The organism is Levilactobacillus suantsaii (genome assembly GCF_004115745.1).
Lineage (GTDB): Bacteria > Bacillota > Bacilli > Lactobacillales > Lactobacillaceae > Levilactobacillus > Levilactobacillus suantsaii.
Genome location: NZ_QXIL01000021.1, coordinates 26,214 through 39,132, shown reverse-complemented (window position 1 = coordinate 39,132; position 12,919 = coordinate 26,214). Strand labels below are relative to the sequence as shown.

Annotated in this window: 12 protein-coding genes; all 12 read right to left on the bottom strand. The window is 50.0% G+C overall.

What is annotated here, in order from left to right:
* A partial coding sequence (locus DXH47_RS09275; protein ID WP_137975627.1) for a baseplate J/gp47 family protein occupies positions 1-568 on the bottom strand: 568 nt, incomplete at its 3' end.
* A complete protein-coding gene (locus DXH47_RS09270) occupies positions 555-941 on the bottom strand; it encodes a hypothetical protein (protein WP_129033055.1) in 387 nt (128 codons plus the stop codon). The genes DXH47_RS09275 and DXH47_RS09270, both read right to left, overlap by 14 nt.
* Complete coding sequence (locus DXH47_RS09265) at positions 938-1,318, bottom strand: hypothetical protein (protein WP_129033054.1); 381 nt, start codon at positions 1,316-1,318, stop codon at positions 938-940. Before DXH47_RS09265 ends, DXH47_RS09270 begins: the two co-directional genes overlap by 4 nt.
* Positions 1,319-2,263, bottom strand: a complete 945-nt coding sequence (locus DXH47_RS09260) for a hypothetical protein (RefSeq protein ID WP_129033053.1) — start codon at positions 2,261-2,263, stop codon at positions 1,319-1,321.
* Positions 2,253-2,606, bottom strand: coding sequence for a phage baseplate plug family protein (locus DXH47_RS09255; protein ID WP_129033052.1), 354 nt, complete (start codon positions 2,604-2,606; stop codon positions 2,253-2,255). Before DXH47_RS09255 ends, DXH47_RS09260 begins: the two co-directional genes overlap by 11 nt.
* 11 nt (positions 2,607-2,617) lie before the next feature.
* Positions 2,618-3,901, bottom strand: coding sequence for a LysM peptidoglycan-binding domain-containing protein (locus tag DXH47_RS09250; RefSeq protein WP_129033051.1), 1,284 nt, complete (start codon positions 3,899-3,901; stop codon positions 2,618-2,620).
* Positions 3,901-9,576, bottom strand: coding sequence for a phage tail tip lysozyme (locus DXH47_RS09245; RefSeq protein WP_129033050.1), 5,676 nt, complete (start codon positions 9,574-9,576; stop codon positions 3,901-3,903). The genes DXH47_RS09250 and DXH47_RS09245 overlap by 1 nt, the downstream gene beginning before the upstream one ends.
* A gap of 11 nt (positions 9,577-9,587) precedes the next feature.
* Positions 9,588-9,755: a hypothetical protein gene (locus DXH47_RS11710; RefSeq protein ID WP_170954999.1), complete on the bottom strand. Its 168-nt coding sequence runs from the start codon at positions 9,753-9,755 to the stop codon at positions 9,588-9,590.
* 100 nt (positions 9,756-9,855) lie between these two features.
* On the bottom strand, positions 9,856-10,482 hold the full coding sequence (locus tag DXH47_RS09240; RefSeq protein ID WP_129033049.1) for a hypothetical protein: 627 nt from the start codon (positions 10,480-10,482) through the stop codon (positions 9,856-9,858).
* Positions 10,483-10,561: 79 nt separating this feature from the next.
* On the bottom strand, positions 10,562-11,041 hold the full coding sequence (locus DXH47_RS09235) for a hypothetical protein (RefSeq protein ID WP_129033048.1): 480 nt from the start codon (positions 11,039-11,041) through the stop codon (positions 10,562-10,564).
* Positions 11,042-11,054: 13 nt separating this feature from the next.
* Positions 11,055-12,170: a hypothetical protein gene (locus DXH47_RS09230; protein WP_129033047.1), complete on the bottom strand. Its 1,116-nt coding sequence runs from the start codon at positions 12,168-12,170 to the stop codon at positions 11,055-11,057.
* A 3-nt stretch (positions 12,171-12,173) separates the two neighbouring features.
* Entirely contained in the window at positions 12,174-12,659 is a 486-nt protein-coding gene (locus DXH47_RS09225) for a phage neck terminator protein (protein WP_129033046.1), read from the bottom strand.
* Positions 12,660-12,919 lie beyond the last annotated feature (260 nt).

Sequence of the window (12,919 nt, the reverse complement as noted above, 5' to 3'; positions counted from 1 at the left end):
CTCCCGCAATTCCCTCGGAACCATCACTACCGCCTTCATCCGTGATGGTTCCGGCGCTAACGTTGCCACTCACTCCCGGTTCATTTGCCTGGGCCTGTACGGTCACCCGACCAATCTCGTTGCCGTCGTCATCCGTCAGTGGAACGTCAGCCCCAGTGTCGTCCTTTACGGTAGCTACCCCAGGGACCTTTGCTTCATCGAGTGTATTGAAGACGACCCCATCAGCCGTGCTGTACTGAGTTCCTTCGGGAATTACGGTATCTGGATCAGCATCAATCTGCAGGTAAACGGTAGCAGCCGTCGCGGGCGTCCGAGAAACTCCGATGTCTGATCCACTGATATCTAAGTCTTGGTCCCGTCCGCGTAGCGTGTAAGGTGAGTTGTAAGTTAGCTCAGCCAACTGTTCGACGAGGTTCTTGCCTACCGAAATAGCCCCAGCAAACTGGCCAAATCGGTGAGCATCATCGGTGGCCAGACTATCGCCTAGGGATTCTTTAAAACGCTGGTTAACGCCCTCGCGGATGTCGTCCAGCTCTTCCCGGTCAAATCCTTTATCAGTCAGTCCCAATGTTATCCACCTCCGTTCCTGCGGTTACCGTTGTTTCTTCGCCAGAATCATCCAAATAAGTAACGGCTAAGTCGACCGTTGCCGTACGCCCATTACGCTTAATGTCTTTGATCTCAGCACTAACAAAATTATCAAATTGAGATTCGAGATAGTCTTCAATCTCAGCTTCTAAGCTCGGTATGTCATCCAAGTTTTCAATGACGTGGAGATGATTAAGACCAAAATCGGGGTTCCAAGATAGTTCGCCCTCGTTGGTGCCTAAAGCAATGTTGGTGGCCACAGCTTGGTCTGCATCATCAACCATGACAAAGTCGCCGGTTTCTGGGTCAATGATCACATCACCGGTTTCGTCAGTCGCTATATCCATACTCATCGGATCACCCCCATGATTATTCCGTCGTTTTCGCTGTGCATTCGACGGCTGGCTAGGCTGTAGCTACCAGAACCGCCGTCAAAATTATCTTGGTCCCGGTCATCAAACGCTACCTCGACGATGTCCCCACGCTTTAGCTTTGTGGGTTTGCCATCTTTGAGATATTCGGCTGCACTGGCCAAGACTAGGCAGTTACCATAGATAGCACGGATCTCACCGTCAGACTGTTCCGGCAATGGCTGGACGTCTGCATACATGGGACTCCCACTTTTGATGGAGACCACTTTTCCTTTCATATGACTATGAACGTCGGCTTGAAAGTATGGAAGCAGTTCATCGACTAGCAGCTTTAAAGCGTCGTTTCTATCTTTACTCATCTAAACCGCCTCCACTTCACAAGTCGTTTGCATATCATCCAAGCTGTGCGTGTAGTTCTTGACCCGCACCAAGCTCTTGATGTTTTCGGCCACATAGAAAACGGACCCGTTAGCCACCAGCGGATTAAGGTAGGTCACCACCGTCCAGGTTGCTTTCTTCCCGTCCTCGTCAGAAATAGTCGGCATGTTGACCAGACCATCTTTAAGAGTCAGATACAGGTGCGTTTGCCACAGTTTCGGCTTCTCGTCGTAGTCAATTACGATGTCGTCCATCCGATACTGGAAACGGCTGCCGCAGTCCTTGACAATGGCCTTGATGGCCGTCTCTGGCTTGCTGGACAGCCGATACCCCTTCTTGTACACTTTGTTCTTTTTGAGGTGCAGGGCGGCGATAGGAATGCCCGCCTCACGCGAGATTCGCTGGATAATCGTCTTGGCTTTAACCCCATTTTTAAAGCGTAAATTGATGTTCTTCTTTTTCGTGGTGGTCCATGTAATAGTTCGCCCACTCTTGGTCTTGTAAGAGTGCTTGACTTTCTTACTGCCAGAATAGGGATTGTAAATTTTCTTGTTTTTGGCGTAATCCTTTCCAGCTACGAACGTGATGGCAATGTAAGTGTCCTCACCATCGCGGACCGCAGGAGCAACCTTGGTAATATTTCCAGCGCCAATGATGCCGAAGAGGTCATACCCACCAGCTTTCACGATCACGTGCTCCTTAGACTTGAAGAGGTTCTGGTGAGCCTTCGATAGGTTATAAATGTTGAACGTGTTGGTGGCTGGAGTTCCCCCATCGCCGCCGCTGATTTCACCGGTGATCTGGACGCCGTACCCTTTGGGGTGGAAATTAGTGAATCGATAGGTACCGGATTTAAGTACCAGATCAAATTCCACCTTCGCCCCGTACCAGGTCTTCCCCTTGGGATTGGTGACTTTAAGACCCATTACCATCACCGCTCTCATAAACACTATCCTGGTCCATGACGAAAACCGTCTTTTGGAGGTTGCCCTTAGTCACTGAGGACTCCAAGCCGGATTCGTCCATCGGGACTAGCCGTTCGACCGGCAGCCAATCGTAAGAGGCCCAGTACCAAAGCGGGACGCCGTAAGTGAGCGGCTCGCCCATGATCTTATGGGTATCGTCGTCAAGGTCCTCATAATCGACCGTGAAGGTCTGTGAGAGCTCGCTATACTGCAGAGTGAGCTCCGCGCTGACATTTTCAAAGTCCACTTGGATTCGACTTGGCAAGCTGCTTAGGTCAAATTCGATCGTTTCATGCTTTGGCATCTAATCGCCTCCTACTTTGGGATTTTTAGCTTGTGACCAGGGAACATTGTCTTAAACCGTGACCCATTGAGCTTAGTCAAGGTGGCCACGGTCGTGTGGTTCTTCTGAGCAAGCCCCCAGTACGTGTCACCGGACTTGACCGTATAAGACTTATACTTCCCTTTGTCGGAGCCCTTCTTCTTAGTGCTCTTGACGGCGCCCTTTTTCTTAGTCTTCTTCTTAGCCTTGCCATACAGGATTCTCCCCTGTTTGACGTACTCAAAAGTGATACTAAGCTCTAAGGCATTGGAACGGGCGAGTCCTGAGACTGTCTTACTGATTGAGGAAATTTTGACGTGATTCCAGTTGGAGAAACCCTTGATCACAAACTCAGTGTCCAGTCGTTGTAACTTCTGGATCGCATTAAATTGCTTGCAGGCCGCCGCATAGCTCTTGCCAAAAAGCCAGTAAGTCCCGGATAGCTCTTTGCTTGTCCGTGTTGACTTACCGGCCCGTGGGTCCGAATTGTCGACACCGATCGAAGTCACTTCGTTGGTATCTGTTTCCGTCGGTTGAACTTCACCCAAAAAATAAACAACCGAACTCATCAGGTCTGCGCGATACAGCGCAGTTTGCCCGACGAGCGGTTGTTTTTTGTGTGCTTTGATTTTTGACTTAATTTTAGAAAGATTGGCCTTCTGTTTCTTGCGTTTGGCCGCCGCGGCACGCTTGGCCTTCTCTTTCTTGTAGACGTTGTATGCGGCCTTATCCTTTTTCTTCTTGGATTTAAGATTGGCCAGTTTTTTCTTGGCGTTTTTCAAGGCTCTCCGAGCCTTACTCTGCTCGCTAAGTTTGGCCTGATAGGATTTTGAACTCGTTACCTTTTTCAAATCCTTGTAGGCCGCCGTCTGGTCTTTCTTGGCATCCTTAATCTTAGCGGTGATAGATTTTTTATCCTTAGCAGTTTTGGCCTTGGCCAACTGTTTTTGAAGGTCGGCCACCGTCTTATCAGCATGGTCATACGCTGCCTTACGGGTCTTATAGCCATTTTGCTTAGACAGAAAATCATCAGCCTTATCGATTACCGCTTGCTGCTTGGTAATCGTGGTTTGGGTATTCTTAATGCCTGTCGCATCAGTCTTCACCTTCTTTTTATTCTTGTTGTACTCGCTAGTAAGCTGCTTATCTGTAAGCTGGTCCGGTGCAATTTGGTCCGTTTTAAAGCGAACCAACTTGTGGCCCGGGACATTAAGATAACGTCGAATTGCGTTATCAACCGAGCTGGAAACGTTCTTTTTTAAAGTGATGTTCACCATTAGATCACGAATCCTTCCCGGCCCTGGTCAGTGCCGATTACTCGACGAACCATGTCAATCATTTTTTCACTACCGCTTTGCAAGCCAGCTTCAACTGACTTCTTAATGGCCGAGTCATCGCCAGCCCCTTCAATTTTGATGTGATTGGTCATCTTGATAGTGACATTTCGGCCGCCGGCGGAACCGGCCACCTTAGCTGGCTGAACTCGACTGGCAGGCTTAGAGCTTAAAACCTGGTTAAGGGTTCCAGCCAAGCCGCTACCATCGACCTTTGAACGGGCCTTAATGGCGCTGTCGATAAGTCCATCAGCGCTAGCCTTACGAGGGTTAATGGTAACCTCTTTGGATTTTTCACCGAAGATGTTGAGCTTCCCCTTCTTAGACCAGCCACCTTCATCATGCAAAGCGGCCTCAATCTTGCGGGCTCCTGCGACGTGTTGTGCGTTGTAGCCCCCACGTTCCCACTGTGATGATAACTTGTTAGCTAAGGACGCTACGGACCCAGAACCGCGTAAAACGCTCTTCAAGACAGAGCTATCAGAGCCATCGCCTTTAAGGGCGAATTCCAGCTGAGCTTCCGCAGACTTCCAGTTTTTGCCATGGCGTTTCGAGTAGTTGATTAAGGCCGTCTTACGTCCACCGAGCCATTGGCCCAGGCCAGACGCACCACCACTGGGATTAACCGCTGATGGGTTCAAGCCGGACTCAAACTCCCAGCTTCCCAGCACAGCGGCGATTCCGGCGTTAGTTGCAGAACCGTACATCTTCTTGATGGCAGCTGCTAAAGCTTTAGCCCGATGCATCATGCTTCCAGACAGGTTACCGATGTCAGCATCGCCGATGGAATCTTGAAGGTTCTTCTTGATCCACTTGACTGCTGTTGGCCCCAGTTGGGACTTGACCAGCGAAGTCATGGCCTTGCTTACCTTCGGCTTATCCTTAGATTTCTTACTTTCCGAATTGCCAAAGCTGCTGTGTAGCTTGGTGACATCCAACCAACCACGTGTTGAATCCCCACCGTGAGACCAAAGCCCCTCAGTGGAAGCCCCGACGTGGACGTGAGTGCCACTAGGCCCTAGTTTGGCGATTGCTTGGCCTTGCTTGACGTGCTCACCCTTGTGGACAAGAATAGTCGCGCCGGAATTGCTCTTGCCGTTAAGCTCTTGGTAGATAAGACTGAGGTTGCCGCCTTTAGTCGCGACAGACTCACCAATCCCGTCACTACCACCCCAGCCGCTAGGTGCGCCACCAACTCGGGTGACGACAGCGTCTTGCATGGCATGGACCACCTTAGCACCCGAAAAGTCGTTCCCGTCATGGCTGCTGAACCCACCACCGACAGCACCACGATTCCCGAATCCGGACGTTTTCATCCAACCGGAACCGGGAGAATGAAGCACAGGGCCGCCACCGACGCCACCACCAGAATTGATCAGTGACTCGATGTAGCCCCACATCGCATTCTCCCAAGGAACGCCGATCGTCTTAGCACCAGCACTAGCTGTAGAGGTCAAACCTTTCTGCAAGTTAGCGCCATTCGCTTTGACGTTGACAGTGAACTCTTGGCTAAACGCTTTAGATGGGGCTGAGGCGTTGCTAGAGGCCAGTGAACGCAGTTTGCTATCACTAGCACCGGTTCCTTTCTTAAAGTGCGGCAGGTAAGACTTGGCGCGCTCTACTTGTGTTCCGTTGAAGACCTCGTCACCCTTCTTTAAGTGAACGGCGACGTTATCACCGACAGGCCGTAGCAGTTGACTGCCACGACCGACAAGCTCTTGCCGCGGCCCAACCGACGCATCGTTGAGGACGGCAAGCTGGTCACTGTCAATCGGGCCATTAGACCCGGTTGCGTAGTGGATTGGTCGCAGAACCTGCTTGTTCCCACCAAATTGGGACAGGGCCGAGTCGATTCCCGTAAAACCACCATTCAAGGACGTAATAGCGCCCTTCATAGCAGACTTAGCTAGCCCTGGTAACTTGCCGAAGTTATTGCCGAAGTCTGAAACGATGGTCTGGTCTGCCTTAGCCATGCCATCCTGCAATTTGCCCATGGTTTTGAGCCCACCATTTTTGAGCTGGGCTAGCTGCTTGTCGGCACCCTTTTGAGCGGCGTCAAAATCAGCAATCATTTGCTTGCGAATCAGATCTGTTTGCTTATTGGTTCCATTCTTCGTGTCCTTCAGGATCTGACTCGACTTCTTGTTAAGACTAGTCAGTTTCTTTTGAGCGCCCTTGGTACCCTTACCATACCCAGATACAATATCAGTACCAATCTGATCAGCCGACCGCTTGGTCTTGTATTCAGTATTCTTCATGGTAGCGTCATTGACGCACTTCACCTTGACTGTCGTAGCTACAGAAGCAGCGCCAACAGACCCAGTCCCCTTGGCATAGCCCGGTAGAATCCGGCCTCGTCCGAGGCCACCACGCATAGCTTTCATGCTGTCACGATGATTCATGATGTGCATACCAGCCGTGAGGTGCACCAGCTGCGGTCCGTGGTCGAAAATCTGATACTTCCCAGAGCGAGAATCGTACCCGATTTCAGTACCGGCCTCGGCCACCATGGCCATACCCGGCTTTGCGATTGAACCACCAGACGCGTGACCAGTAAGTGGGTCAGGCATTTGAATTCCTGCCTGCCCACTCTTGAGCACGGTCGTCTTGCCTTGGAGCTTCCTAGCACCCTTGGCTAAGTTCCCAGCAGGGTCGGTGTTATCATGAATCGCTTGATCATTGGTCTTAGGCTTGTGCCAAGTCCCACCAACCGCCGTGGCAAGCTGTTTGCCAAGAATCGTGATGTTGTCGGACATGACGCCCATAATTCCGTAGACGCCGCCAGCTGCATTAGCAGCGGCTAGTTCGACGGCCTTTTCGGATTTATTCGCCCACTTGACCGTGTCCTTGTACTGCTGATGAGCAGCGCTAGTCGTATCGGTGTACTGCTGGTCGGCGTACTTCTTAATCTTCTTGTACATGTCGGAATGGACACCGTAAGTAGCCTTGGCGGACTTCAGTGTTTTGCTGTAAGTCTTGCTAGCGCTCGATATCTGAGCGTCGTACTGCTTACGAGCGTCCGTGACAGTGCTAGTCCGTGCCTGGCGGCTCTTCTTCATAACCGCTGAGTACTGCTTAGAAGTCAGTGACGTCACGCCATCGTGCAATTGCTTGTAAATTTTGCGCTGATTCTTCGCACCGGTGTCAGTCAGTCGAAGGAGTTGGCCGTCAAGTTTAGCAACCAGCTGACTTCGCTTGCCTCCGCCATTCTTCTCATCACGTTCGATTTGAGCAATGGTTTTCTTGACACTGGCGACCCGTTTGGCAGACCCGGAGTCTTCTTTCTGCAGGGCTTTAGTTTGCTCTGTAGCCGTAATGGCCCCGATTTTACGAAGATAGTTCACACTGCCATCAGCCGACTTTTTCTGTGATCCGGCATACTTGTCCACGTTGGCAAGCAGCTGGGAGTAAGTGGTTTTATTCTTGGAGATAGCTTTCTTCGACCCCGTCGCCATGATGTCTAGGTACCCGTTGGTGGCCGTCTTGATCTGTGAGCGTGTAGATTTCAGGAAAGATTTAGTGTCCTTGGATACACCGCTGTAGGGGTTCGACTTCGTGGTTTCTTTCTTTGGGGTGGCCTTCTTAGGGCCTTGGCCTTCTGGGTATCGGGTCGTGGTGGCCCATTTCCAGAGAGACCCAAGTTTGTTCCCAATCCACTCGTCAGAACCGACGCCGCCTAGAAACTGTTTCTTCGTCGACTTGCTGACATCTTTACCCTGTGAAGCTTCTTTAACCCCCTTGGCCTGCCCAGCAATCGCTGATGGAAGCCGGTCGATGATTGTGGTAACTCCTGCGGCAATCAAACTGCCTTTAACCAATCCAGCCGCACCGCTTAGCAGCCCTTTTCCTTTGGTCAGCAATCCACCACCAGCCGATGCCTCGGCTTTAGGCGCTGACCCGGTAGGAATTTCGGCAGGAATTTCAGGCGTCCCCTTAGGCGTCTTTGAACCACCGAACGAACCAATAGCGTTTAGAGCCGCTGAAATTTTAAGCTGGGTGTTGACTTCCTTGAGCAGTTTGACGAACTCGGTCGCCTTCTTGATGGCAAAGAATCCGACCATCAGCTTAGCGGCGATTCGAATGCCCTCTTTATGCTTGTCGATACCCTTTAGCAGGTCATCGATTTGCTCCAGTGGGTCCTTAGCGGCTTGCCCGTTTTTATCGACTAATCCGAATGCAGAGCCGATATCATCTAAGATATCGACTGTGTCAGACCAAACTTCCTTACCGAAAACGCCAGCAATATCCCCCGTGGTCCCCAACACGTCAATGACGGTGTCTTTGTGCTTATCAAGGTACCCAATCATATGAACCGCGGCGCCTGTGACCACGCCCAAGGCGGAACTAATCCCCTTAGCGTACTTTTTCATCATCTTGTCAGATAGAAGGTCTTGCATGGAGCTGGCCGTCTTCTTATCCATTTCGAAGCTGGTCTTCATGACGTCCCCGGCTAGAGTGCTAAAACGAGACTTCAAGTACATGCTCATCCCTAGGAATGAAGTCATGGCCTCTTTAGTCCCACCTTCGTACTTTTTGCCAAGATAGGTCAGCGTATCAGTAAATTGTTTAGCCGATAGCTTCCCAGCTGCGGACATGGCATACAACTGTTTCATTGACTTGCCCGTCGCCTTCTGCAAGGCTTCACCGAACATTGGGAATCGGTTGATCATGACCGCCATATCTTCGGATGACGCCTTACCACCAGCAACAATCTTTGCAAATTGCTCACCAGATTCGGCTAGTGCGTCATTAGACATGTGCAGCGTGGAACCTAAAGCGATGAAATCATTGGTCCAGTTCTTGGTTTCCTTTTCGTTTGAATGAACGTGGTAGAAGGACTGAGCCATCTCATTCAGAGCATCAGCGGCATAAATGGAATGCTGAGACATGGAGTTGATGTACTTGACTAAATTTTTCCCATCCTTAGGTGCCTCAGTAGTCAGGGACGTCCACACAGTCTTCATCGTGTCTTGCTCTTTGTTGTACTCCATACCAGCCTGAGCGGCCTCGTGTAAGCCGTTGGTGATACCCGCAATTCCGTTAGAAATTGCAGTACCGACAAAGGTCCCCATGATGATGTCGTGCAGCCGGCGGCTCTTCTTAGCCGTCTTGTCCATAGACTTATCGACCTTGTGAAGCTGGCCGGTTAGGTCAGTAGCTTGAACGCCGTTAGTGTCGAAGCTGACCTTAGCCGTCGTTTCCTTCGGCAAGTCGTGTAGCTTCTTGCCTAAGATGCTGGCGTGCTTAGTGACCTGATCCATGGCGGTGCCGACTTGATGATAGTGCCGCTCTTGTGACGCAGTGTAGCTGTCAGTAACCGAGTTGATGTTCGCCATCTTGTCACGAAAAGTGGTGGCCACACGAGAATTATTCTGGATTCCCTTGCTGACCTCGGAATTAGAAGCGTCAAGCTTCTTGTTGGCGCCCAAAGCCTTATCGATGGTATCGACGAAGGTAGTGCCAAAAGTCTTAACCTGCTGATTGACCGGTTCAAACTTATGGCCCAAAGATCCAAGTTTATCCACGATCTTGTCGATTCCCGCATCGACTTTTTCCAACTTCTGGTAGTCGATATTAAAGCCGATTGCGACGTCCTCACGTCTAATTTCTCCAGCCATTGGCACACCTCCTATCTGCTATTGGCTTTCTGCAGGGCATTCCAGAACTCCGTAGCCCCCATTTGAACCGCCATACTTTGTTGCTGAGTCCGCTCGTCGATGATTCGTTGAGCCAGATTCCCCATCAAGATTCGTTGGTCGAGCGTCCAGCTCATGACCTCATCGATTGACTTAGCCAAGCCAGCAAGCACCGGCTCATACAGCTCGTAAAGGTGATCCACATCAGCGTTTAGTCGCTTCTGGTCAAACTCACCTTCGGAGTTGTAGTAAATCGAGTGATTAGTAGAGCGGTTGCAGAAACGTCACAGCCTTACCGAAGATGGTCAAGTACCCTTCGCGGTCCATGACTTCGGTAAAGTAAGTAAGCGCCTCGCTGATGGCCTGCACACCGCCCCCGTTATCGCCCCAGAACTGAATGTCTAAGGGATTGTCCGGCTTGTCTGCATGACGAAAAACATCTTGGTCAAGTGCGTTTAGTACGCCTAGTGACATGTCGGCGCCATTAGCACCACGGATATCAGTAACAAGGTTAATGGCTTCCCGATACCCCGGAAATTTCATCAGAATTTGAACTTTCTTGCCCTTACGTCCGTCCAGCGTGACCACCTTGGATTCATCCTTCTTGGAAACGGACTTGTTAAGGTCAGCGAAGGCGTAGCGTGGGTGGACGATCACGTTTTCGTTGATCAGATTGGCCATTTCACCGAAGTCGCGTTCGTTGTCACCAACATTTTGCTTAGACCGAATTTGCATAAGAACCCCATAGCCAGGGTCCCGGAAGGTTACTTCCTTGGACTTGGTGGGGTTACCCTTATCATCGAGCGGCCCATACTTGATGGTTGCGTGTTCGTCCTTCTCCGCTAACTTGGTTACGTCTACTTTTGGTGCTGGCATTTGTTCAGTCATAATTAATCTCCATCCTTTCAAAATGGGTATGTAAAAAGCGGGCCCGTAGCAGACCCGCAGAGTTCTTCTATAGTGCCGATTAAGCCGCGTTATTGCCGAACGTATCTTCGTACTGGCAAGCCAGCAAGGTCCAGTCGCGCGTGGTGATCCCGTTAGAGACGGAACCATTCGGCATCTTCTGGATCAAGCAAACTGAAGACTTGACTACTTCACCGTTATTGTCGTTCTGGACCTTAAATCCAAAGGTTGGGACGACATCGGAAGAGTGGTTCATCTGCCGGTAGTAGCAGCTGTAGATGATGTCATGGGCTGGGGCGCCGTCGTTAAGGTGAGCAACAAATTGCCCTAACTTCGAGTGATTAATCAGGCCCAGTGGAACGCCCTTAAAGTCAGATGCCACATCGACATCGTTATCAGTCTTAGACCAGTTAACGGCTTCACCAGACTGGAACCCGCTGAGTTCCGTTGGAGTGCCATCAACAATCACGTAAACGTGAATAAAGCGAGAATCCTTTAGGACAAAGTAACTCCCGTCATCGAGTTGAACGCGTTGAATCATTTAGCTCCACCTCCTAGAGTGTAATGGCATTGTTCAAGTAGACCTTTTCAAATGGGTTAGGCAATCCCATCTGAACATCTAATGACTTGTACTTACGGTGCGAGATTTCATAAGAAGATAACTGTGAACGTAACTTGGCCGTTACATGGAAATCGGCCTTGCCATCGTCCCCGGTAGCGATGGTTCCCAGTTTGAACAAGTCATCGCCGGCTGCTTGTGCGGTCGTAACTAGTTCACTGATATTGTCATCAGTAATCTCGGTAAAGTTTTTACTGTTCATCCACTTTTGAATCCGGTATCGCAGAAAATCAGTGTTGAATTGCGCATTGAAAGAGTTGTCAATGTAGTTGCCATTTAACTCTTTGTCAGCGCTCAACATGAGGTCATCCGCCTTATTCACGACAGTCAAACTATTTAGGTTTTCGATCATATCGAGTTCAACTTGGGTCCAGTCGTTTGGTACGAACTGGCTAAGATTGCCAATCCGCATCCAGTCAAGCAATGTCAGAGTTGAAGCGTAAGCCACTGCTTGTGCGGCCGGCTTATTTTCAGCACTCTTTTCGACAATTGCCCGCAGGTGTCCAAGCTTGTCCTTATCGGTTTGCGTTGCAACCGCGTAATCATGCCATTTCTGTAAATCAGCAATGTTGTCGACCTGCAATACCAACTCACTGTGTGCATTGACGTACATAATATCAGCAGCTGTTTTGATGTCGTCATCCGTCATCCCAACCGGAATAAACCACCGAGGGCCATCGTTTAAATGGTCTTCCAACCACTTTTGCACACCAGAGATAGTAGCAGATACTGTCGCACCATCAGAAGTTGGCGTCACGCTGACGTCATTTAGACTAATGACATCGGTGTTTGGATAAGTGCCAATCATAACTGGACCTTCGAAATTCTTAACATCAAACATTGCTTCGACAAGCGCATATTCCTCAGTTGTTTCATCAAAACCCGCATCTGGCATTTCTTCTGGATCATGAACTAGCAGCACGCTTTCGGTTGCGTCAGTTCCCCGGCGTAGCAAAGCAACGGCTGCAGTATCCGATCCCGTATTAAGTGGGGCAACCGTCGTAGTTGTGATTAAATCCGAGGGCTGCTTAATAATCTTTGCAATAGGCATTGTTTATGATTCCTCCTTTGTAATCTTGATATTCGGTTCAACGGAATCGAGCTCGCCCACTTGTGTCTGATCACGATAGTCAGGGTTGATCATCAGCGTGACTGTGACACCAACCTGATTTTCAACAGCGATCGTCCAATCTTCGTCAAGTGGCTCAGGGTCACTCACTTCCACAATTGAAATGCCCTGCTGGGCCAAGTCGACCTGTGGTTGCATGGAACCTAAGACGTTTTGCAACCATTCGATGCGATCGCTAGCTTCCAGTGGGTCATCACAGTGGACCTTTAACTGAATAACCTTAAGAAATGGTTCACCTACGTGCTTAAAGGTGCTTCGTTGATGAACATTGGCAATCGTCCAACTAAAAAAAGGCAACTGACGTTTTTCGTCAATCACCTTCTCATAGACCCAAGGGATCTTCTCCCCCTGGTTCATTGGATACTTGTTCAGCTCCGTTACCAGAGCTGTCACCGTTTGTCGGTTGTTCATCATTACCATCTCCATTCCGTTGAAGCGTGTAATAAGTCAGCTGGCTATGCGTCAATGGCGCTACACCAGTTACCTCATACGTTTCACCCGTGTTTTTCCGAAAAACCTTGGTGCCCTTCTTGTACCCCGATGTACGTGAAGACCAGACCAAAATGCTAACTTCCATCTCACCACCAGAGCCTTGCTGGTATGTAATAGCTGGATTAGATGTTGTTGTGAGGGGTTCAACCACATCACGCGGTGTTCCCCACGACTGACCA